General features: G+C 74.7%; 24 protein-coding genes. 5 read left to right on the top strand and 19 right to left on the bottom strand.

Annotation, left to right across the window (positions count from 1 at the left end; all coding sequences use genetic code 11):
* Positions 1 to 5: 5 nt before the first annotated feature.
* The 6 genes from trpC to hisI form a co-directional block, all read right to left on the bottom strand.
* On the bottom strand, positions 6 to 815 hold the full coding sequence (trpC, locus tag OO47_RS02195) for an indole-3-glycerol phosphate synthase TrpC (protein WP_030205412.1): 810 nt from the start codon (positions 813 to 815) through the stop codon (positions 6 to 8).
* A gap of 139 nt (positions 816 to 954) precedes the next feature.
* Positions 955 to 1,476, bottom strand: coding sequence for a DUF2752 domain-containing protein (locus OO47_RS02190; protein WP_030205415.1), 522 nt, complete (start codon positions 1,474 to 1,476; stop codon positions 955 to 957).
* A 463-nt stretch (positions 1,477 to 1,939) separates the two neighbouring features.
* A complete protein-coding gene (locus OO47_RS02185) occupies positions 1,940 to 2,194 on the bottom strand; it encodes an HGxxPAAW family protein (RefSeq protein WP_030205417.1) in 255 nt (84 codons plus the stop codon).
* 141 nt (positions 2,195 to 2,335) lie between these two features.
* The gene (locus tag OO47_RS02180; RefSeq protein ID WP_030205420.1) at positions 2,336 to 2,983 is read right to left on the bottom strand and encodes a TIGR02234 family membrane protein; all 648 of its coding nucleotides are present in this window, start codon (positions 2,981 to 2,983) and stop codon (positions 2,336 to 2,338) included.
* Positions 2,984 to 2,997: 14 nt separating this feature from the next.
* Complete coding sequence (locus OO47_RS02175; RefSeq protein WP_030205423.1) at positions 2,998 to 4,488, bottom strand: anthranilate synthase component I; 1,491 nt, start codon at positions 4,486 to 4,488, stop codon at positions 2,998 to 3,000.
* 11 nt (positions 4,489 to 4,499) lie between these two features.
* Positions 4,500 to 4,850, bottom strand: coding sequence for a phosphoribosyl-AMP cyclohydrolase (hisI, locus tag OO47_RS02170; RefSeq protein ID WP_030205425.1), 351 nt, complete (start codon positions 4,848 to 4,850; stop codon positions 4,500 to 4,502).
* An 84-nt stretch (positions 4,851 to 4,934) separates the two neighbouring features.
* Between hisI and OO47_RS02165 the strand changes: the two genes are divergently transcribed.
* Entirely contained in the window at positions 4,935 to 5,570 is a 636-nt protein-coding gene (locus OO47_RS02165; protein ID WP_030205428.1) for a TIGR03085 family metal-binding protein, read from the top strand.
* A gap of 170 nt (positions 5,571 to 5,740) precedes the next feature.
* Here the strand turns inward: OO47_RS02165 and OO47_RS02160 are convergent, their stop codons facing one another.
* The 10 genes from OO47_RS02160 to hisD form a co-directional block, all read right to left on the bottom strand.
* Complete coding sequence (locus OO47_RS02160; RefSeq protein WP_030205430.1) at positions 5,741 to 6,976, bottom strand: MFS transporter; 1,236 nt, start codon at positions 6,974 to 6,976, stop codon at positions 5,741 to 5,743.
* Complete coding sequence (locus OO47_RS02155; protein WP_030205433.1) at positions 6,973 to 7,560, bottom strand: ArsR/SmtB family transcription factor; 588 nt, start codon at positions 7,558 to 7,560, stop codon at positions 6,973 to 6,975. The genes OO47_RS02160 and OO47_RS02155 overlap by 4 nt, the downstream gene beginning before the upstream one ends.
* A gap of 118 nt (positions 7,561 to 7,678) precedes the next feature.
* Complete coding sequence (gene hisF, locus OO47_RS02150) at positions 7,679 to 8,434, bottom strand: imidazole glycerol phosphate synthase subunit HisF (protein ID WP_030205435.1); 756 nt, start codon at positions 8,432 to 8,434, stop codon at positions 7,679 to 7,681.
* Positions 8,431 to 8,859, bottom strand: coding sequence for a RidA family protein (locus OO47_RS02145; protein ID WP_051715145.1), 429 nt, complete (start codon positions 8,857 to 8,859; stop codon positions 8,431 to 8,433). The genes hisF and OO47_RS02145 overlap by 4 nt, the downstream gene beginning before the upstream one ends.
* Entirely contained in the window at positions 8,856 to 9,584 is a 729-nt protein-coding gene (priA, locus tag OO47_RS02140) for a bifunctional 1-(5-phosphoribosyl)-5-((5-phosphoribosylamino)methylideneamino)imidazole-4-carboxamide isomerase/phosphoribosylanthranilate isomerase PriA (RefSeq protein WP_030205440.1), read from the bottom strand. The genes OO47_RS02145 and priA overlap by 4 nt, the downstream gene beginning before the upstream one ends.
* Positions 9,581 to 10,231, bottom strand: a complete 651-nt coding sequence (hisH, locus tag OO47_RS02135; protein WP_030205442.1) for an imidazole glycerol phosphate synthase subunit HisH — start codon at positions 10,229 to 10,231, stop codon at positions 9,581 to 9,583. The genes priA and hisH overlap by 4 nt, the downstream gene beginning before the upstream one ends.
* Positions 10,228 to 10,392 (bottom strand): hypothetical protein, encoded by a 165-nt coding sequence (locus OO47_RS37160; protein WP_030205444.1) that lies wholly within the window; start codon positions 10,390 to 10,392, stop codon positions 10,228 to 10,230. Before OO47_RS37160 ends, hisH begins: the two co-directional genes overlap by 4 nt.
* A gap of 2 nt (positions 10,393 to 10,394) precedes the next feature.
* Complete coding sequence (hisB, locus tag OO47_RS02125; protein WP_030205445.1) at positions 10,395 to 10,988, bottom strand: imidazoleglycerol-phosphate dehydratase HisB; 594 nt, start codon at positions 10,986 to 10,988, stop codon at positions 10,395 to 10,397.
* A complete protein-coding gene (locus OO47_RS02120; RefSeq protein WP_030205449.1) occupies positions 10,985 to 12,091 on the bottom strand; it encodes a histidinol-phosphate transaminase in 1,107 nt (368 codons plus the stop codon). Before OO47_RS02120 ends, hisB begins: the two co-directional genes overlap by 4 nt.
* A gap of 41 nt (positions 12,092 to 12,132) precedes the next feature.
* Positions 12,133 to 13,476: a histidinol dehydrogenase gene (gene hisD, locus OO47_RS02115; protein ID WP_030205451.1), complete on the bottom strand. Its 1,344-nt coding sequence runs from the start codon at positions 13,474 to 13,476 to the stop codon at positions 12,133 to 12,135.
* Positions 13,477 to 13,670: 194 nt separating this feature from the next.
* Between hisD and OO47_RS02110 the strand changes: the two genes are divergently transcribed.
* The 4 genes from OO47_RS02110 to ybaK all read left to right on the top strand — a co-directional run bounded on the left by OO47_RS02110 (position 13,671) and on the right by ybaK (position 17,816).
* The gene (locus tag OO47_RS02110) at positions 13,671 to 15,284 is read left to right on the top strand and encodes a hypothetical protein (RefSeq protein WP_030205453.1); all 1,614 of its coding nucleotides are present in this window, start codon (positions 13,671 to 13,673) and stop codon (positions 15,282 to 15,284) included.
* 144 nt (positions 15,285 to 15,428) lie between these two features.
* Positions 15,429 to 16,508 carry a hypothetical protein gene (locus OO47_RS02105; protein ID WP_030205455.1) on the top strand — a complete coding sequence of 360 codons (1,080 nt, stop codon included), beginning with the start codon at positions 15,429 to 15,431 and terminating at the stop codon, positions 16,506 to 16,508.
* An 11-nt stretch (positions 16,509 to 16,519) separates the two neighbouring features.
* Positions 16,520 to 17,257 carry an LON peptidase substrate-binding domain-containing protein gene (locus OO47_RS02100; protein ID WP_030205457.1) on the top strand — a complete coding sequence of 246 codons (738 nt, stop codon included), beginning with the start codon at positions 16,520 to 16,522 and terminating at the stop codon, positions 17,255 to 17,257.
* A gap of 55 nt (positions 17,258 to 17,312) precedes the next feature.
* Entirely contained in the window at positions 17,313 to 17,816 is a 504-nt protein-coding gene (gene ybaK, locus OO47_RS02095; RefSeq protein ID WP_030205459.1) for a Cys-tRNA(Pro) deacylase, read from the top strand.
* Positions 17,817 to 17,835: 19 nt separating this feature from the next.
* Here ybaK and OO47_RS02090 read toward each other — a convergent pair whose 3' ends face one another.
* The 3 genes from OO47_RS02090 to OO47_RS02080 all read right to left on the bottom strand — a co-directional run bounded on the left by OO47_RS02090 (position 17,836) and on the right by OO47_RS02080 (position 20,402).
* A complete protein-coding gene (locus OO47_RS02090) occupies positions 17,836 to 18,450 on the bottom strand; it encodes an ABC transporter permease (RefSeq protein ID WP_030205461.1) in 615 nt (204 codons plus the stop codon).
* A gap of 34 nt (positions 18,451 to 18,484) precedes the next feature.
* A complete protein-coding gene (locus tag OO47_RS02085; protein WP_030205463.1) occupies positions 18,485 to 19,309 on the bottom strand; it encodes an ABC transporter permease in 825 nt (274 codons plus the stop codon).
* 112 nt (positions 19,310 to 19,421) lie between these two features.
* On the bottom strand, positions 19,422 to 20,402 hold the full coding sequence (locus tag OO47_RS02080) for an ABC transporter ATP-binding protein (protein WP_030205465.1): 981 nt from the start codon (positions 20,400 to 20,402) through the stop codon (positions 19,422 to 19,424).
* Positions 20,403 to 20,419 lie beyond the last annotated feature (17 nt).

The raw sequence follows: 20,419 nt of genomic DNA, 5'->3' as shown, positions 1-20,419 counted from the left end.
TCCGGTCAGCTCCGCCCGTGGCGGAGGGCCGGGTGGGCGCCGGCGGCGACCAGGTCGGCGACGGCGGCCTTCGGGTCGCGGCCGGTCACCAGGGACTCGCCCACGAGGACCGCGTCGGCGCCCGCGTTGGCGTACGCGATGAGGTCGTGCGGGCCGCGGACGCCGGACTCGGCGACCTTCACGATGTGGGCCGGGATCTCGGGGGCGACGCGCTCGAAGGTGGAGCGGTCGACCTTGAGGGTCTTGAGGTTGCGGGCGTTGACGCCGATGATCCGGGCGCCCGCGTCGACGGCGCGCTCGACCTCCTCCTCGTCGTGCACCTCGACCAGCGGGGTGAGCCCGATGGACTCGGCCCGCTCGACGAGGGAGACGAGGGCCTCCTGCTCCAGGGCGGCGACGATGAGGAGCGCGAGGTCCGCGCCGTACGCCCGCGCCTCCCAGAGCTGGTACGCGGTGACGATGAAGTCCTTGCGCAGGACCGGGATGTCGACCTTGGCGCGGACGGCCTCAAGGTCCGCGAGGGAGCCGCCGAAGCGGCGCTCCTCGGTGAGGACCGAGATGACGGCGGCGCCGCCCGCCTCGTAGTCCGCGGCGAGTCCGGCCGGGTCGGCGATCGCGGCGAGCGCGCCCTTGGACGGGCTGGAGCGCTTGACCTCGCAGATCACCTTGACGCCGTCGCCCCGCAGTGCGGCGACGCCGTCCTTGGCCTGCGGCGCCTTGGCGGCGCGCTCCTTGAGCTCGTCGAGGGTGACCCGCGCCTGCCGCTCTGCGAGGTCGGCGCGCACGCCTTCGATGATCTCGTCGAGCACACTCACGCGAGGGGCCCCCTTCCGGGACGGTGATGATGAACCAGGTTCAGCCATGTCGATCCTATCCGCAGGACGGCCCCGGAATCGCATCGGCCGGAGCCGCGTCCCATCTGCTGGGACGTCCCGCCGGGGTTCCCGCGGGTGCTCACGGGGCCAGCGCGGAGCCGAAGGGCAGGTTCCTGACCAGGGTGAAGAGGGCGAGGACGGCTCCGATCCCCCACCACCAGTTCGGCGGGACCGCGAGGCGCATCGGTACGCCCCGGTAGGCGCGAACCAGCCACAGGACGGTGAGGACGGCGAACACACCGTAGCCGACGACGGCCAGGGCGTTGGCGCCGAGGGCGGCCGGGAGGTCGCCGTGGGCGAAGGCGTGGGCGCTGCGGAGGCCGCCGCAGCCGGGGCAGTACACGCCGGTGAAGCGGAGCAGCGGGCAGACGGGGTAGTGCCCGGGTTCGTTGGGGTCGACGGCCCCGACGTACGCGAACGCCGCGGCGACCCCGGCGAGCGTCGCCACGGGCGCGAGCAGGCGCCGGGCGCGCGACCGGGGCGGGGCGGGCGGAGAGGGCGGCGCGGGAAACCCGGGCCAGGGGGTGCCGGGCGGCGGGGGCGCGGTCTCCGGCCGGGGCCGGGAGTCCGGGGCGCCCCCCTGCGGGGCCGGGACGGGCACCGTCTCCGGACGTACGGCCGCTTCGGGGCGGAGGTGCGCAGCCCCCGGGAGCGGGGCCGGGAGGGCCCCCTCCGGGCGTACGACCGCCTCCGGACGTACGGTCGCCGCCGAACGTACGGCCGTCTCCGGGTGTACGACCACCTCCGGACGTGCTGTCGCCCTCTGGTGCACGGCCGCCTCCGGGCGGGGGTCCGCAGCTCCCGGGAGCGCCGCCTCCGGGCAGGGGGCCACGGCCTCCCGGGGCGGGGCCGGGGCGGTCGGGACATTCGCGTCCGCCGGTTCCGCCGACCGGGTGCGGCGGGCGGTGTCGGTCGCGGGTTCGGGCGTCGGGTGCGGGTCCACGCCGTGATTCTCGCCCCTCACGCGCGAGGGCGCAGCCCGACCACGCGCGAGCCCGCCCCCTCCACGCGCGAGGGCGCGGTCCGGCGGTGCCGGGCCGCGCCCTCGGGTGCGTGGGGTCGCGTCAGGAACGGGCCCGCGCGGTCGTGGTCGCGGCCTCGCGGGCGGCGACGACGTCGGCCGACTCCTTCGGCATGCCGAGGCCCGCCACCTTCATCGCCCCGCCGACGACGCCGCCGAGGAGGACCACGGCGATGCCCGCCCAGAAACCGGGCACGTTGGCGGCCACCATGAAGACTCCGGCGATGCAGAAGCCGATGAAGGAGATGATGACACCGGTCCAGGCGGCCGGGGTGTGTCCGTGGGCGCTGCCCGCCATGAGTTGCTCCTCGTTGCTGTTGCTCGGTGGTGAGGTCACGCGTGCGCGGACGCTCGGCGCTCATTGTCCCGCACGCGGGCGCGCGAGGATGAATCGGGGGTACCGGGACGATCACGCGTCGCGGTCGGCGCCCCGGCCCCGTCAGCCCCGGGTGGGGTCCTCGCCGCGGTCCAGGGCCTTCCACAGGTCCTCGGGCCGGTCGGGGTCGGCCGTGGGGGCCTTGCGGGCGGCGCGCGGGGCGCCGGCGCGCTCGTAGCGGCCGCCCATGGCCGGCCAGTTCTTGCCGAAGCGGAGCGCGAAGAGGCCGGCGAGCAGGATGAGGACGGCGCCGGCGGCGGTCACGTACGGCCAGGCGGTGTGGGTCAGGCCGGCGACGGCGGCGGCCGTGTCGCCGCTGATCCGGGCGGCCTCGGCGTCCAGGGCGGTCCGGTCGGTGGCGCCGAGGACCGCGGCGAGCGCGGCGCCCGCGCCGCTGAGCGCGAGGACCGCGGCGACGAGGGCGCGGCCGGTGCGGCGGACGGCGAAGACGGCGAAGAGCGCGGCGAGGCCGACGATCGCGAGGGCGGTCGGCACGCCGGTGACGGTGCCGCCGTCGGCCTCGACGGGGACGCTGCCGCCGCCGACGGCCGCGGTGCCCTCCGCCCAGATCTGGCCGGCGGAGAGCAGGACGACGGTGGCGCCGAGGGCGCCGAGGAGGAGGGCCGCGGCCAGGCTGCGACGGCCACCGGTGGGGGCGGCCGCGCGGGCGGCCCGGGGCTGGGGTACGGGTACGGCACTCACGTACCCCACTATCCCCTACGGGCTCAGGTGGCGTTCATCCGGTTGGCGGTGTGGACGGCGCGGAGCACGGCCGCCGCCTTGTTGCGGCACTCGTCGTCCTCGGCGACCGGGTCGGAGTCGGCGACGACGCCCGCTCCGGCCTGCACGTACGCGGTGCCGTCGCGGAGCAGGGCCGTACGGATGGCGATGGCGGTGTCCGCGTCGCCGGCGAAATCGAGATAACCGACACATCCGCCGTACAGGCCGCGCCGGGAGGGTTCGAGCTCCTCGATGATCTGCATGGCGCGGGGCTTGGGGGCGCCGGAGAGGGTGCCGGCGGGGAAGCAGGCCGTGAGGACGTCGAAGGCGGTGCGGCCCTCCGCGACCCGTCCGGTGACGGTGGAGACGATGTGCATGACGTGGGAGTAGCGCTCGATCGACATGAAGTCGACGACCTCCACGGAGCCGGGGGCGCAGACCCGGCCGAGGTCGTTGCGGCCGAGGTCGACGAGCATGAGGTGCTCGGCGCGCTCCTTGGGGTCGGCGAGCAGCTCCTCGGCGAGGTCGTGGTCCTCCTGCGGGGTGGCGCCGCGGTGCCGGGTGCCGGCGATGGGGTGCAGGAGCGCCCGCCCGTCCTCGACCTTGACGAGGGCCTCGGGGCTGGATCCGACGACGTCGAAGCCGTTCTCGAAGCGGAAGAGGTACATGTACGGGGACGGGTTGGTGGCCCGCAGGACCCGGTAGACGTCGAGCGCGGAGGCGGTGCAGGGGGTCTCGAAGCGCTGCGAGGGCACGACCTGGAAGGCCTCGCCGGCCCGGATGCGCTCCTTCACGTCCTCGACGGCCGCCTGGTAGGCGGGGCCGCCCCAGAGGGCCGAGTAGGCGGGGAGCTCGGAGGCGGGCAGGGCGGTGGGGGCGGTGGCGACCGGGCGGGCCAGGTCGGCCTCCATGGCGTCGAGGCGGGCGACGGCGTGCGCGTACGCCTCGTCGACGCCGGTCTCCAGGTCGTTGTGGTTGATCGCGTTGGCGATCAGGAGGACCGAGCCGTCCCAGTGGTCGAGGACCGCGAGGTCGCTGGTGAGGAGCATGGTCAGCTCGGGGAGCTCCAGGTCGTCCCGGCCGTGCTCGCCGATCTTCTCCAGGCGGCGGACGATGTCGTAGCCGAGGTAGCCGACCATGCCGCCCGTGAAAGGGGGCATGCCGGATGCCAGGTCGCGGGGGGTGTGGAGGGTCTCGACGGTGGCGCGCAGGGCCCGGAGGGGGTCGCCGTCGACGGGGACGCCGACGGGCGGGGTGCCGAGCCAGTGGGCCTCGCCGTCCTTCACCGTAAGCGTGGCGTCGCTGCGGACCCCGATGAAGGAGTAGCGGGACCAGGAGCGCCCGTTCTCCGCGGATTCGAGGAGGAAGGTGCCGGGGCGTTCGGCGGCGAGCTTGCGGTAGAGCCCGACCGGGGTGTCGCCGTCCGCGAGGAGCCTGCGGCTGACGGGGATGACGCGGCGGTCGGCCGCCAGCTTGCGGAAGGTGTCGAGATCCATGGGACCGGACCTTACTGGGATACGGGGAGCACGTCGGCGTCGAAGCAGGTGCGGGCGCCGGTGTGGCAGGCGGCCCCGATCTGGTCGACCTTGACGAGGACGGTGTCGGCGTCGCAGTCGAGGGCGACGGACTTGACGTGCTGGACGTGCCCTGAGGTGTCGCCCTTGACCCAGTACTCGTTGCGGCTGCGGGACCAGTAGGTGCAGCGGCCGGTGGTGAGGGTGCGGTGCAGGGCCTCGTCGTCCATCCAGCCGAGCATCAGCACCTCGCCGGTGTCGTACTGCTGGGCGATGGCGGGGACGAGTCCGTCCGGACTGCGCTTGAGGCGGGCGGCGATCGCCGGGTCGAGATTGCTGCTCATGGCGCCATTGTGCCGCGCCCGGGGGCGGTGACCGGCGGGGCGTCCACTGGGCGGACCGTCGGCGTCCGCCGTACGCTGGCGGACATGTCGACCCATGCCAAACGTGAACGGCTTCTGCTGGCGGACCTGTTGGAAGCGGCCGGTCCGGACGCGCCGACGCTCTGCGAGGGCTGGCGGACGCGGGACCTCGCGGCCCATGTGGTGGTGCGGGAGCGGCGGCCGGACGCGGCGGCCGGTTCGCTCGTACCGGCGCTCAAGGACCGGCAGGACCGGGTGCAGGCGGAGTTCGCCGACAAGCCGTACGACGAGCTGATCCGGCTGATCCGCACGGGCCCGCCGAAGTTCTCGCCGTTCTCGATCAAGCAGGTGGACGAGGGGGCGAACGTCGTCGAGTTCTACGTGCACGCGGAGGACGTGCGGCGGGCCCAGCCCCACTGGTCGGCCCGTGAGCTGGACCCGGTCTTCGCGGACGCCCTCTGGTCGCGCCTGGAGCGCACGGCCCGGCTGCTCGGCCGCAAGGTCCCGGTGGGCCTGGTGCTGCGCCGCCCGGACGGGCAGACGGTGGTCGCCCACAAGGGCACCCCGGTGGTGACGGCTTCCGGGGAGCCGGGCGAGCTGACGATGTACCTCTACGGGCGGCAGGACGCGGCGAAGGTGGCGCTCGACGGGGAGCCGCAGGCGATCGAGCGGCTGCAGGAGACGAAGCAGCTGGGGATCTGAGCCCTCGGTGACCCGGCGCCGCTTCGGTGACCCGGTGCCGCTTCGGTAAGCAGGTACCGCTTCGATGACTCGGTACCGCTTCGATGACCCGGCGCCGCTTCGGTGACCCGGCGCCGCTTCGGTGACCCGGCGCCGCTTCGGTGACCCGGCGCCGCTCGGGCGGCCCGGCGTCACTTCGGCAGTTCGGCGCGGCGCAGGGCCGGGACCGCGAGGGCGAAGACGCCGGAGAGGGCGCAGACGGCGGCTCCGGCGACGAAGACCGGGCCGGTGCCCCACAAGCCGGCCGCCGCGCCGGTGAGCGGCATGCCGAGCGGGGCGAGGCCGAGGCTGCCCAGGCTGGAGACAGCGCTCACCCGGCCGAGGTAGGCGGGGTCGCACTCGGTCTGGACGAGGGCGTGGCACAGCGCTCCGGAGACTCCGGCGAGCAGTCCGACGGCGACGGCCACGGCCACGGCGGCGGGCAGCCCGGGCACGAAGGCGAGGACGGCGACGGCCACGGCTCCGAGGACCATGGTCCGGCCGAGGGTGGCGCCCGCCCGGGGCAGCCGGCCGCGGACGGCGAGGAGCAGGGAGGCCGCCCCGGCGCCGGCGCCGAAGCCCGCGAGGAGCCAGCCGATGCCGGGGGCGCCCCAGCCGCGCTGTTCCGCGAGGAGGGCGAGGCCGACGTTGAGGGGTCCGACGAAGCCGAGGTCGGCGAGGAGGATGACGATCATCAGCGGCCCGAGGACCCGGTGCCCGCGGAGGTGACGCAGGCCGTCGGCGAGGTCGCGCAGGACGGGGCCGCCGGTCTTCTCCCCGGCGGGCAGGGGGCGGAGCCGGAGGGCGCGGAGGAGGGGCAGCGAGAGGGCGAAGAGCGCTCCGGCGGCGCCGAAGGCGCTCGCGGGGCCGCCGATGGCGACGGCGAGGCCGCCGAGCGGGGCGCCGAGGACGGAGCCCATGCGGTGGGCGAGGCCGCGCAGGCCCTGGACGCGGCCGAGCTGGTCCTGGGGGGCGATCCGGGGCGGGAGGGCGCCGACGGCGGGCAGGAAGACGGCGTCGACGGCGCCGAAGACGAGCGCGACGGCGGCGAGCAGCCAGAGGCCGGGCGAGGCGGCGAGGAGTACGGCGGCGAGGCCGAGGGTCACCAGGCAGCGGGCGGTGTCGGAGGCGAGGACGACCCGGCGCGGGCCGAGCCGGTCCGCGATCACCCCGCCGAAGAGCAGGAGCAGGGCGCGGGGCACGGCGGAGACGGCCATGACGAGACCGGCCTGGGCGGGGCTGCCGCTGCTGACGGCGGCCCAGGAGAGGGCGAGGTAGTAGACGCTGTCGCCGACGGTGGAGGCGGTGTAGGCGCCGAGCCAGCGGAGGACCTGGGGGTCGCGGTGGGCGGGCCGCGGCGGGGCGGCGGCGAGGACGGCGGCGTTCACGCGCGGTAGGGGAAGCCGTAGACGTGGACGGCGACGTTCTCGCGGCCCTCGGTGTCGCCGGCCTCTTCGGCGGCGCGGGCCCGCCGGTCGTACTTCTGGACGACGGCGTCCAGTTCGGCGGCGAGCGCGGCGAGTTCGGGGGCGGTGAGGCGGGGCAGCCACTCGGAGCTGGTGGAGGCGGCGCGCCACTCGGCGGACCAGGTGTGCCGCTCGTCGAGGAAGCGGGCCTGCATCTCGCCGCGCTGCGCCTCGACCGTACGGCTGAAGGCGGCGTTGGCGGCGACGAGTTCGGGGGCGTCGCGCATGTCCTCGTCGTGGATGCTGAAGCCGTACGAGCTGGGCCGCCACCAGCGTTCGCGGCCGTCCGCGGACCGGTTCTCGGCCTCCTCGATGAGGCCGTGGTCGGCGAGCTTGCGCAGGTGGTAGCTGACGAGGGAGACGGCCTCGTCGACCTGGTCGGCGAGCTGGGAGGCGGTGGCGGTGCGGGCCGTGAAGAGGGCGCGGTAGAGGCGCATCCGCAGCGGGTGCGAGATGGCCTTGAGGGTGCCGAGGTCGGTGATCCGGCGGTTCTCGGATGAGGTCATGTCCACGACCGTAGATGCGAAAGAAAAGTTGCGCAATGAAAATTGCGAAAGAAATCCTGTGCACTCCGCCAAGAAGGAGGGCCCCCGAAGGGGCCCTCCCGGAAAGCGGAACCAGGTGTCAGCGGACCTCGTGGCCCGCTTCCCGCAGCGCTCCCTTGACCTGCGAGATCCGCAGGTCGCCGAAGTGGAAGACGGAGGCCGCGAGCACCGCGTCCGCGCCCGCCGCGACGGCCGGCGGGAAGTCGGAGAGCTTCCCCGCGCCGCCGGAGGCGATCACCGGCACGGTCACGTGCTTGCGCACGGCCGCGATCATCTCGGTGTCGTAGCCGTCCTTCGTGCCGTCCGCGTCCATCGAGTTGAGCAGGATCTCGCCCGCGCCAAGCTCGGCGGCCCGGTGCGCCCACTCGACGGCGTCGATGCCGGTGCCCCTGCGCCCGCCGTGGGTCGTGACCTCGAAGGAGCCGGTCTCCGTGCGGCGCGCGTCCACGGACAGGACGAGCACCTGGCGGCCGAAGCGCTCCGCGATCTCCCGGATCAGCTCGGGGCGCGCGATGGCCGCCGTGTTCACGCCGACCTTGTCGGCGCCGGCCCGCAGCAGCTTGTCGACGTCCTCGGCCGAGCGCACGCCGCCGCCGACCGTGAGCGGGATGAAGACCTGCTCGGCGGTGCGGCGCACCACGTCGTAGGTGGTCTCCCGGTTGCCGGAGGAGGCGGTGATGTCGAGGAAGGTCAGCTCGTCGGCGCCCTCGGCGTCGTACAGCTTCGCCATCTCGACGGGGTCGCCCGCGTCCCGCAGGTTCTGGAAGTTGACGCCCTTGACGACCCGGCCGTTGTCCACGTCCAGGCAGGGGATCACGCGTACGGCGAGGCTCATGCGCCCTCCTCCCGGTCGGTCCCGGCCCGGTGGGCCTCCGGCCGGTAGGCCTCGACCTCGACCTCGACGACCAGGCGGGGGTCGACGAAGCCGGAGACGATGATCATGGAGGCGGCGGGGCGGACGGCGTCGAACAGCTCCTTGTGGGCGCGGCCGACCTCCTCCACGTCCCGGGCGTGGGTGAGGTACATCCGGGTCCGGACGACGTGCTCGGCGCCCAGGCCCAGCTGCTCCAGCGCGCCGAAGGCCACGCGGAAGGAGTTGACCGCCTGGTCGTACGGGCCGCCGTCGGCGATCTGGCCGTCGACCACCGACGTGCAGCCGGAGACCAGGACCGTGCCGTTCGGCAGCTCGACCGCGCGGGAGTAGCCGAACTGCTCCTCCCAGGGCGCCCCGGTGACGACCCTGCGGACCTCGGAGGTCACGACGCCACCGCCGCGAGCGCCTCTTCGAGGGTGAAGGCCTTGGCGTACAGCGCCTTGCCGACGATCGCGCCCTCGACGCCCAGCGGGACCAGGCCGGACAGGGCCCGCAGGTCGTCCAGGGAGGAGACGCCGCCGGAGGCGACGACGGGCTTGTCGGTGGCCGCGCAGACGTTCTTCAGGAGCTCCAGGTTGGGGCCCTGGAGGGTGCCGTCCTTGGCGATGTCGGTGACGACGTAGCGGGCGCAGCCCTCGGAGTCGAGGCGGGCCAGCGTCTCGTACAGGTCGCCGCCGTCCCGGGTCCAGCCCCGGCCGCGCAGCGTCGTGCCGCGCACGTCGAGGCCGACGGCGATCCTGTCGCCGTACTCGGCGATGACCTTGGCGACCCACTCGGGGGTCTCCAGGGCGGCGGTGCCGAGGTTGACGCGGGTGCAGCCGGTGGCGAGGGCGGCGGCGAGCGAGGCGTCGTCGCGGATGCCGCCGGAGAGCTCCACCTTGATGTCCATGGCCCCGGTGACCTCGGCGATCACCCCGCGGTTGTCGCCGGTGCCGAAGGCCGCGTCGAGGTCGACCAGGTGCAGCCACTCGGCGCCGGAGCCCTGCCAGGCGAGGGCCGCTTCGAGCGGGGAGCCGTAGGAGGTCTCGGTGCCGGACTCGCCGTGGACGAGGCGGACGGCCTGGCCGTCGCGGACGTCGACGGCGGGGAGGAGTTCAAGCGTGCTGCTCACAGGGTTCCGATCCAGTTGGTGAGGAGCTGGGCTCCGGCGTCGCCGGACTTCTCGGGGTGGAACTGGGTGGCCCACAGGGCGCCGTTCTCGACGGCCGCGACGAAGGGCTCGCCGTGGGTGGCCCAGCTGACCTTGGGGGCGCGGATGTTGGGGTTGCCGACCTCCAGCGTCCACTCGCGCACGCCGTAGGAGTGCACGAAGTAGTAGCGGGCGTCGGCGTCGAGGCCGGCGAACAGCTCGCTGTCCGCGGGGGCGTCGACGGTGTTCCAGCCCATGTGGGGGACGACGGGGGCGTCCAGCGGTTCGACCGTGCCGGGCCACTCGTCGAGGCCCTCGGTCTCCACGCCGTGCTCGATGCCCTGGGCGAAGAGGATCTGCATGCCGACGCAGATGCCCATGACGGGCCGGCCGCCGGAGAGGCGGCGGCCGACGATCCAGTCGCCGCGGGCCTCCTTGAGCCCCCGCATGCAGGCGGAGAAGGCGCCGACGCCGGGGACGAGGAGCCCGTCGGCGTTCATGGCGCGCTCGTAGTCGCGGGTGATCTCGACGTCGGCCCCGACCCGGGCGAGGGCGCGCTCGGCGGAGCGCACGTTGCCGAAGCCGTAGTCGAAGACGACGACCTTCTTGGGGTTTCCCGATGCGCTCATGACCACACGTCCAGACGGAGGACGCCGGCGGCGAGGCACATCGCGGCGCCGATCGAGAGCAGCACGATGACGCCCTTGGGCATCTGCTGCTTGGCGAAGGAGTAGATGCCGCCGAGCAGGAACAGCCCGACGACGATCAGGATGGTGGAGAGGCCGTTCACGACTAGAGCGCGCCCTTCGTGGAGGGAAGGATGCCGGCGGCGCGCGGGTCGCGCTCGGAGGCATAGCGCAGGGCGCGGGCCAGGGCCTTGAACTGGCACTCCACGATGTGGTGGGCGTTGCGTCCGTACGGGACGTGGATGTGCAGCGCGATCTGGGCCTGGGCGACGAAGGACTCGAAGATGTGCCGGGTCATCGTCGTGTCGTACGAGCCGATCATCGGCGCCATGTTCTCGGGCTCGGTGTGCACGAGGTACGGGCGGCCGGAGAGGTCCACGGTGACCTGGGCGAGCGACTCGTCCAGCGGGACGGTGCAGTTGCCGAAGCGGTAGATGCCGACCTTGTCGCCGAGGGCCTGCTTGAAGGCGGCGCCGAGGGCGAGGGCGGTGTCCTCGATGGTGTGGTGCGAGTCGATGTGCAGGTCGCCGTCGGTCTTGACGGTCAGGTCGAAGAGGCCGTGGCGGCCGAGCTGGTCGAGCATGTGGTCGTAGAAGCCGACCCCGGTCGACACGTCGACCTTTCCGGTGCCGTCGAGGTCGATCTCGACGACGACGGAGGTCTCCTTGGTGGTGCGCTCAACGCGGCCTACGCGGCTCATCGTTCCTGCTCCTTCATCAATTCACGGACCGCGTCGAGGAACGCGTCGTTCTCTTCGGGGGTGCCGGCGGTGACGCGCAGCCATCCCGGTACGCCGTTGTCCCGGACCAGGACGCCCCGGTCGAGGATCGCCCGCCAGGCGGCGTGGGTGTCGGGGAACTTCCCGAACTGCACGAAGTTGGCGTCGGACTCGGTGACCTCGTAGCCGATCGCCCGCAGTTCGGCGACGAGCCGGTCGCGCTCGGCCTTGAGCTGCTCGACGTACCCGAGGAGGGTGTCGGTGTGCTCCAGGGCGGCGAGCGCGGTGGCCTGGGTGACGGCGGAGAGGTGGTACGGCAGCCGGACGAGCTGCACGGCGTCGACCACGGCGGGGTGGGCGGCGAGGTAGCCGAGGCGGAGTCCGGCGGCGCCGAAAGCCTTGGACATGGTCCGCGAGACCACCAGGTTCGGGCGGCCCTCGATGAGGGGCAGCAGCGAGTCGCGGTGGCTGAACTCGACGTACGCCTCGTCCACGACGACCATCGACGGCCCGGCCGCCTGGGCCGCCTCGTACAGGGCGAGGACGGTGTCGGCCTCGACGGCGGTGCCGGTGGGGTTGTTGGGCGAGGTGACGAAGACGACGTCCGGGCGGTGCTCGGCGATCGCCTTACAGGCGCTCTCCACGTCCACGCGGAAGTCGTCGTCGCGGGGACCGGAGATCCAGCCGGTGCCGGTGCCGCGGGCGATCAGGGCGTGCATCGAGTACGAGGGCTCGAAGCCGATCGCGGTGCGGCCGGGGCCGCCGAAGGTCTGGAGGAGCTGCTGGAGGACCTCGTTGGAGCCGTTGGCCGCCCAGACGTTCTCGGCGGTGACCGGGTGCCCGCCGGTGCGGGTGAGGTAGCGGGCGAGCTCGGTGCGCAGCTCGACCGCGTCCCGGTCGGGGTAGCGGTTGAGGCCGCGGGCGGCCTCCGCGACCCGCTCCGCGATCCGGGCCACCAGGGGCTCGGGCAGCGGGTAGGGGTTCTCGTTGGTGTTGAGCTGGACGGGGACGTCGAGCTGGGGCGCGCCGTAGGGGGACTTGCCGCGCAGCTCCTCCCGGACGGGGAGGTCGTCGATTCCGGTCACGCCGGTTCCGGTCGTTCGGTCTGCGGTCGTTCGGTCTGCGGTCACTTGGTCTTCGGCACCTTCCATCCGAACCGTGCCTTGACCGCCGCGCCGTGGGCCGGCAGGTCCTCGGCCTCCGCGAGGGTCACCACGTGGTGGGCGACGTCCGCGAGGGCGTCGCGGGTGTAGTCCACGATGTGCACCCCGCGCAGGAAGGACTGCACGGAGAGGCCCGAGGAGTGGCAGGCGCAGCCGCCGGTGGGCAGGACGTGGTTGGAGCCGGCGCAGTAGTCGCCGAGCGAGACGGGGGCCCAGGGGCCGACGAAGATCGCGCCGGCGTTGCGGACGCGGTCCGCGACGGCGGCGGCGTCGGCGGTCTGGACCTCCAGGTGCTCGGCGCCGTACGCGTCGACGACCTTGAGGCCGTCGGCGAGGTCGCGGACGAGGACGATCGCGGACTGGCGGCCGGCCAGGGCCGGGACGATCCGGTCGTCCACGTGCTTGGAGGCGGCGACCTGGGTCTTCAGCTCGGCCTCGGTGGCCTCGGCCAGCTCCTCGGAGTCGGTGACGAGGACGGAGGCGGCCATCGGGTCGTGCTCGGCCTGGCTGATGAGGTCGGCGGCGACGTGCACGGGGTCGGCGGTGGAGTCCGCGAGGATCGCGATCTCGGTGGGTCCGGCCTCGGCGTCGATGCCGATGCGGCCCTTGAGGAGGCGCTTGGCGGCGGCCACGTAGATGTTGCCGGGCCCTGTGACCAGGTTGACGGGGGCGCAGCCGGGCTCGTCCCCGCGCGCTTCGGTGCCGTACGCGAACATGGCGACGGCCTGGGCGCCGCCGGCGGCGTAGACCTCGTCCACGCCGAGCAGGGCGCAGGCGGCCAGGATCGTCGGGTGCGGGAGCCCGCCGAACTCGCGCTGCGGGGGCGAGGCGACGGCGACGCCCTCGACGCCGGCCTCCTGGGCCGGGACGACGTTCATCACGACGGAGGACGGGTAGACCGAGCGGCCGCCCGGCACGTACAGGCCGACGCGCTCGACGGGGATCCACTTCTCGGTGACCGTGCCGCCGGGGACGACCTGGGTGGTGTGGGTGGTCCGGCGCTGCTCGCGGTGGACGAGCCGGGCGCGCCGGACGGACTCCTCCAGGGCGGCGCGGACGGCCGGGTCGAGCTCGTCGAGGGCGCGGGTCAGCTCCCCGGCGGGGACGCGCAGGCCCGGGACGCGGACGCCGTCGAATCTCTCCCCGTAGTCGATCACCGCGGCCGCGCCACGATGCCGTACGTCCTCGCAGATCGGCCGCACCTTCTCCAGGGCGGCTTCCACGTCGAACTCGGCACGGGGCAGCAGGTCACGCAGGGCGGAACCCTCGGGGAGGGCCTCGCCGCGCAGATCGATTCGAGAGATCACGGGTCAATTCTCTCAGACGGCCCACGGCGCCGGACGCCCGTATCACTGGCTGATACACACCTCACTGGCGTCTTGTCGCCACTCCTGACCGTTAGCGTTCAGCCCGTCACACAGCGGGAAGAACGGCTGTACGAATCCACGGGGTCCGGGAAGCGGAATCGTGGATGCGGATCGTGGAAAGCGAGGGGGCGGCAGTGACCGAGCCGCGCGAGGACGGGATGCCGGACGGTCTCACGGGGCCGGAGCGGGACCTGTGGCGGGCGTTCCGGGTGGGGCGGACGTGCGATCTGACGGAGGGGGTCGCGGAGCGGGACGACCCGTTCGGGACGCAGGAGTGGGGGGAGGAGCGGAGCGTCCGCGCCGAGGTGGTGGCACTGCTGCTGCTCTCCGGACCGGAGGCCCGGTCCGGGCGGGTGGCCGCCCTGAAGCTGCGCGGGGCGAGGATCACCGGCGTCCTGGACCTGGCGGGCGGGACGATAGGGCCGTACGTGGAGCTGCAGGGGTGCCGGTTCGACGGCGAGGTGGTGGTGCCCGAGGCCCGGTTCGGGACCCTGCGGATGGTGGAGTGCGCGCTGCCGCGTCTGGAGGCGGCCCGGCTGCACACGGAGGGGGACCTGCACCTGCCGCGCTGCCGGGTGCGGTGGGGCATCCGCCTGACGGACGCCCAGATCGGCACGGACCTGCTGATCAACCAGATCCAGGTGTGGCCGGACCGGCGGGGGCGGGCGATCGCGGCGGACGGGATGGTGGTGGCGCAGGACCTCCAGGCCGAGCTGATCGAGACGTACGGCGAGCTGAGCCTGCGCGGGGCCCAGATCGGGGTCTCGCTCAGCCTGCGGGGCAGCGTGCTGCGCGGGGCGCAGGGGCGCCGCGCGCTCAACGCGCCGCAGCTGACGGTGGAGCGCTCGCTCTATCTGAACGCGGCCTGGGTGTACGAGGGGACGGGGACCTCCGAGGTCGCGGACGGCTCGACGGCCACCCCGCCGTACGGGCTGACGCCCGCCCGGGGCACGCGGCGCAAGCCGGTCGAGTTCCACGGCGGGGTGCGCCTCGACGACGGGCGGTTCGGGGACGCGGTGGACCTCAAGCACGCCCGGTTCCTGCTCGACGGGGCGCGCCGGGAGGAGGTGTCGCTGCGCCGGATCGTCACCCCGGAGCTGCGGTTCAACGGCGAGCGCCCGGAGGAGGGGCGGGTGGTGCTCAACGGCGCCAGGATCGTCACGCTCATCGACCTGTGGAGCAGCTGGCCGGGGCCCGGCGGTCTGGCGATGGGCGGCTTCGTCTACGAGAACCTCGTGCCGTACGAGCGGTTCCCGCTCTCCCTGCGCCTGGAGTGGGTGGCGGCGGCGACCCCGGAGTACGCCCCCGAGCCGTACGAGCGGCTCGCGACGGTGCTGCGCAACAGCGGGGAGGACGCGGACGCCCGCGAGGTGCTGCTCGCCAAGCAGCGACGCCGACGGGAGACGCTGCCGCTGGCCGGGAAGCTCTGGGGCTACCTCCAGGACTGGACGGTGGCGTACGGCTACCGGCCGGGCCGGGCGGCGCTCTGGATGGCGGTGCTGTGGGCGGCGGGCACGGTGGCCTTCTCCCACTACCGTCCGGTGCCGCTGAAGGCGGACGAGGCTCCCGAGTGGAACGGCACGCTGTACGCCCTGGACCTGCTGCTGCCGGTGATCAACCTCGGCCAGGACGGCTACTGGCGCCTCGAGGGCGCCTGGCAGTGGGTGGCGGCGGTGCTGATCCTGCTGGGGTGGATCCTCGCGACGACGGTGGCGGCGGGCGCGACCCGCCTGCTGAGCAGGGGGTGAGGAGGAGGCGGGAGGTTCACGCGGAGGAACCGGGGCGCGGGGGCGGGAGGCGTGTGGAAGCTGTCACGGCGGGGTGAGGGAGCTGTCACGACCGGCCGGGACGGCTGCGGCGGCGAGGGGCGCCGGGGGACAATACGTCACGCCATGTCCATGTTCCGCGCCCTCGTCGGCGCCGCCCGCTCGGCCCGGCACGCCCCTCGGCTCGCGGCCGGGCTCGTGCCGGACGACGACGTGCTGCTCGACGCCCCGGACGAGCGGCTCGCCCCCGCCCTGGTCGCCGCCGCCCTCGCCGACCCGGAGCCCGCGGCGAAGCTGCTCGCCACCACCCGGGACGCGGCCGAGTGGGAGGACCGCGACCGGTACGTCACCCGGCTCGCCGTCTTCGCGTACCGCAGGGAGGACTGGCTGCTCCGGTGGCTCTCCGCCGCGCCCCGCGACCCGGACGCCCTGCTCGTCACGGCGCAGCTCGCCGTCCGCCGGGCGTGGGAGTCCCCGGCGCGGGCCGAGCGGCTGCGCGACCTCGACCCGCTGGTCCGGAAGGTCGCCGAGGAGGCGCCGCGCGATCCGGTGCCGTGGCGGCTCGCCCTGGACCACGCGCGGGGGGCGCAGGCCGGGCCCGCCGTCTTCGAGTCGCTGTGGGCGGAGGCCGTGCGCCGCTCCCCGCACCACTACGGCTGCCACGTCGCGGCGCTGAAGTACCTGTCCGCCCAGGGGCACGGCTCGCGGCGCGCCGCCTTCGACTTCGCGGAGCGGGCGGCCGACGACGCCGCCCCGGGCTCGCTCGTGCGGGCGCTGCCGGTCCGCGCCGCCCACGAGTCGCTGCGGGTGCCGCCGGGGCAGGAGGGGTCCGAGCCGCCGGCCGTCCTCGACCGGGCGGCGGACCGGGCCCTGGCCCTGTCGGCGGTGTTCCCGGCGGGCGACCCGTGGCCGGCCGGGGTCCGCAACGTGCTCGCGCACCTGCTGATGGAGCGGGGGCGGTGGGCGGAGGCCCTCGAGGAGTTCGGCCGGATCGGCCCCTGCGCGACCTCGTTCCCCTGGGGGCCGGCGCGGGACGCCGCACCGGAGCCCCCTCCCCCGGGCTCCCGGCTCCGCCCGGACAGCGGGGACCCCCTCCTCCGTTTCCTGGCCGCGCGGGACCGGACGCGGCTCGAAGTGGCCCGCCGGACGCCCCTGTGGACGCCCGGTCGCGGACGGGCCGGACGGGGCGGGCCCGGCGGCCATTAGGCTTGGCGGCTGTGACCACCGCCCGTCTGCCCCTCTTCCCGCTCAACACGGTGCTGTTCCCGGGCCTCGTGCTGCCGCTGAACGTCTTCGAGGAGCGTTATCGCGCCATGATGCGCGAGCTGCTCACGATCGACGAGTCGCGGCCGCGCCGCTTCGCCGTCGTCGCGATCCGCGACGGCCGCGAGGTCGCGCCGACCGCTCCCGGGATGCCGGACCCGACGGCGCTGCCGGAGAAGGGTCCGGCAGCGGGCTTCGGCCCCGACCCGATCCAGTCCTTCCACCGGGTGGGCTGCGTCGCCGACGCGGCGAGCATCCGGGAGCGCGCCGACGGCAGCTTCGAGGTGATGACCACCGGCACGACCCGGGTGAAGCTGCTCTCGGTCGACGCGGGCGGCCCGTTCCTGACGGCCGAGGTCGAGGAGATCCCGGAGGAGCAGGGCGAGGACGCGGGCACGCTCGCCGAGGGGGTCCTGCGGGCCTTCCGGAACTACCAGAAGCGGCTGGCGGGGGCCAAGGAGCGTTCGCTGACCACGAGCGAGCTGCCGGACGACCCGTCGGTGGTGTCGTACCTGGTCGCGGCGGCGGCGGTGCTCGACACGCCGTCGAAGCAGCGGCTGCTCCAGGCCCCGGACACGGCGACGCGGCTGCGCGAGGAGCTGGCCCTGCTGCGCACGGAGACGGCGGTCATCCGGCACCTGCCGTCGCTGCCGGCGGTGGACCTGACGCAGGCGCCGACGTACCCGAACTGAGCCGGCCCCGGCCCCGGTCGGCTTCCGGGTCGGGGGGAGAGACGAGGAGGAGCGCGTGGCGAAGAAGCAGAAGAAGAACGGCGGGAGCGGGGGCACTCCGGCGACGGTGGCCCTGACGGCGGCCGGCACGCCGTTCACCGTGCACGCGTACGAGCACGACCCGGGCTCCCCCTCGTACGGCGAGGAGGCGGCGGAGGCCCTGGGCGTCTCCCCCGGCCGGGTGTTCAAGACGCTGGTGGCGGACGTCGACGGCGAGCTGACGGTCGCCGTGGTCCCGGTGGCGGGCCAGCTGGACCTGAAGGCGCTGGCCTCGGCGGTCGGCGGCAAGCGCGCGGTGATGGCCGACCCGGCGGCGGCCGAGCGCACCACGGGGTACGTGCGGGGCGGCATCTCCCCGCTGGGGCAGCGCAAGCGGCTCCGTACGGTCCTCGACGCCTCGGCCTCGGACCACGCGACGATCTGTGTGTCGGCGGGGCGGCGCGGCCTGGAGGTGGAGCTCTCCCCCGGCGACCTCGCCGCCCTCACCTCGGCGGTGGTGGCCCCGATCGGCCGCGCCTGACCGGGCCGGGCCCGGCGGGTCAGAGCGCCTTCGGCTGCTCCCAGGGGTCGGGGTCGCGCGGCCCGAAGGCGGCCGTCAGGGCGAGGTGCACGATCATCGCCGCGAGCGGCCAGGCGAGGAGCGCGGCGGCCCCCAGGTGCAGTTCCAGCGGGGCCTCGAAGGGGACGTCGGGCCCGACCGCCTTCGCGTGGGCGACCACGTCCGAGGTCGGGCCGAAGTGCGTGCCGAGGCCCCGGGCGAGCAGGGAGCCCAGGACGCCGCCGGCGGCCAGGCCGAGCACCAGCGGGACCCCGCCCCGGCGGCGCAGCAGGAAGACGGCGAGTCCGGCGACCGCGCCGAAGGCCAGGGCGAGCAGGACGAACGTGCCGTCCGAGCCGATCGCGGTCTCCGCCTCGGAGTTCCGCAGGTAGACCCCCTTGCCGTCCGAGACGAGCAGGACCCGGGGGGCCAGGTTCAGCCACAGCACTCCGAGCAGCGCTCCCGCGACCGCCGAGACGACGGTCACCAGGGCGCCCTGGACGACCTCGGCCGCCGTGATCGGGTCCCCGTCCGGGCCGGACGGCGGCGGGGGCGGCGGGGGCCAGGCGGGGTCGTGCGGCTGCGGCTGGTGAGGCGGAGTCAGAGGTGCGGTCACCCCGCCATCGTGCCAGGTGTGCCGGTGACCCGCCTCAGCGGACGGCGGCCCTGCGGTACGCCCGGGTGGCGACCGCGAGCGACACCGCGCCGACCGCGCCGCAGACGGCGAGGTCGAGGGCGACGGCCGCCCAGTCGGGGTCCGGGGCGAAGGTGCGGGCCAGGGCCTCCACGCCGTACGTGGACGGCAGCAGGTCCCTCGCCCAGCCGATGGGGCCGGGCAGCCGCTCCGCCGGGAGCACGCCGAGGAGCAGCGCCGCCGACATGCCGAGCTGGCCCAGGAGGGTGGCCAGCTCCTGGCGGGGCGCGAGGAGGCCGAGGGCCGCGCCGAGCCCCGCGAGGGCGGCGCCGGAGAGCGGGACGACGGCGACGAGGATCCACAGGTGGGTCAGCGGGAGGCCGAAGAGCACGGAGCCCGCGACGGCGGTGAAGGCGGTGCCGGGGACAGTGAAGGAGGCGTACGCCCCGGCCGCGCCGAGCACGACGGCGGCGGGCGGCACCGGCAGGGTGGCGTAGTGGTCGAGGCCGCCGGTGGCCCGCAGCTGCCCGAAGTACTGGGCGAGCAGGTTGAGCGCGACGAAGGCGACGACGAGGACGGTGGAGCCGGCCACGACGGCGCGCGCCTCGGAGCCGCCGTCGACGACCCCGCGCATCAGGACCATGATCCCGATGGACTGGAAGGTGGCGACGAAGAGCAGCGGGATGCGGGCGACGCGGGCCCGGGAGAGCTGGGCGCGGTAGACGGCGGCCAGGGACGGCAGCAGCCGGGCGCTCGGGGCGAGGGGCGCGGCGGCCTCCTCGTCGTACGACCGGACGTCCGGCGCGCGGGTCGGCAGGGCCTCGGCGGGCACGGTGCTCACTGCGGACAGCTCCTGACGGTCACGTGCGGGTACGGAACGCGGGGCCCACCGGGGGCGGGGAGGGGCGCGTACGGGGTGCGGAGGACGCGGTTGCGGCCGCGGGCACGGCGGGTCACGCCTTCACCAGCCCCTCCGCGCCCTCCGTCGCGCCGCCGAGGGCGAGGTAGACGTCCTCCAGGCTGGGCGTGGCCAGGGTGAAGTCGTCGAGGGCGGCGAAGGCGGCGCCGCCGGTGACGGTGGCGACGGCCGCGCGGGCCGCGTCGGGGGCGAGCCGCAGGATCCAGCGCCGGCCGGTCTCCTGGGCGAGGCCGCGCAGGGCGGCGACCTCGGGCAGGTGGAGGGGGGCGGTCTCGCGCCACACCAGTTCGACGCGGACCTCGTCCGCGACGCGCTCCTTGAGCCCGGCCGGGGTGTCGCAGGCGATGACCCGGCCGTGTTCGAGGACGGCGACCCGGTCGAGAACGGTCTCGGCCTCGATGACGTTGTGGGTGACGAGGAGGACGGTGGTGCCGTGTTCGGCGCGGCGCCGGTCGACGGCGGACCAGACGGCGCGGCGGGCGACCGGGTCCATGCCGGTGGTGGGCTCGTCGAGGACGAGGACGGGCCGCCGGCCGACGAGGGCGGCGGCGACGCAGGCGAGGCGCCGCTGTCCGCCGGAGAGCTTCTTGAGCGGCCGGGAGGCGAGCGCGGTGAGGCCCAGCTCCTCCAGGACGGCGCCGCTCTCGGCGCGCGCGTCGCGGGCGGTGAGGCCGCGCAGCCGGCCGGTGGTCTCGGCGGCGAGGGCGACGGTCAGTTCGTCGAGGGCGGTGGACTCCTGGCCGAGGTGGGCGAGGAGCCGGGAGGCCCGCTCGGGGTGGCGCACCAGGTCGTGGCCGAGGAGTTCGACGGAGCCGGAGTCGGGCCGCATGAGTCCGGTGACCTGGCGGACGAGGGTGGACTTGCCCGCCCCGTTGGGTCCGAGCAGTCCGAAGATCTCCCCGCCGCGCACGTCGAGGGTGATCCCGTCGGTGGCCCGCACCTCGGGGGTCCCCGGCGCACCGCGCCTGCCGCGCGTGGCGGGGTACGTCTTGACCAGATCCCGCACCGCGCACACCGTACTCACGGAGGAAG

Source organism: Streptomyces bikiniensis (genome assembly GCF_000716625.1).
Taxonomy (GTDB): Bacteria; Actinomycetota; Actinomycetes; order Streptomycetales; family Streptomycetaceae; genus Streptomyces; species Streptomyces bikiniensis.
This window is presented reverse-complemented; position numbering and strand designations above follow the sequence as displayed.

Excerpts from the sequence above, each read along its gene's own strand:
- hisF (WP_030205435.1), bottom strand. The coding sequence starts at position 8,434 with ATGAGCCTCGCCGTACGCGTGATCCCCTGCCTGGACGTGGACAACGGC.
- OO47_RS02185 (WP_030205417.1), bottom strand. The coding sequence starts at position 2,194 with ATGGCGGGCAGCGCCCACGGACACACCCCGGCCGCCTGGACCGGTGTC.
- OO47_RS02175 (WP_030205423.1), bottom strand. The coding sequence starts at position 4,488 with ATGGATCTCGACACCTTCCGCAAGCTGGCGGCCGACCGCCGCGTCATC.
- OO47_RS02155 (WP_030205433.1), bottom strand. The coding sequence starts at position 7,560 with ATGACCTCATCCGAGAACCGCCGGATCACCGACCTCGGCACCCTCAAG.
- hisH (WP_030205442.1), bottom strand. The coding sequence starts at position 10,231 with ATGAGCGCATCGGGAAACCCCAAGAAGGTCGTCGTCTTCGACTACGGC.
- hisB (WP_030205445.1), bottom strand. The coding sequence starts at position 10,988 with ATGAGCCGCGTAGGCCGCGTTGAGCGCACCACCAAGGAGACCTCCGTC.
- OO47_RS02105 (WP_030205455.1), top strand. The coding sequence starts at position 15,429 with ATGTCCATGTTCCGCGCCCTCGTCGGCGCCGCCCGCTCGGCCCGGCAC.
- OO47_RS02165 (WP_030205428.1), top strand. The coding sequence starts at position 4,935 with ATGTCGACCCATGCCAAACGTGAACGGCTTCTGCTGGCGGACCTGTTG.
- hisI (WP_030205425.1), bottom strand. The coding sequence starts at position 4,850 with ATGAGCAGCAATCTCGACCCGGCGATCGCCGCCCGCCTCAAGCGCAGT.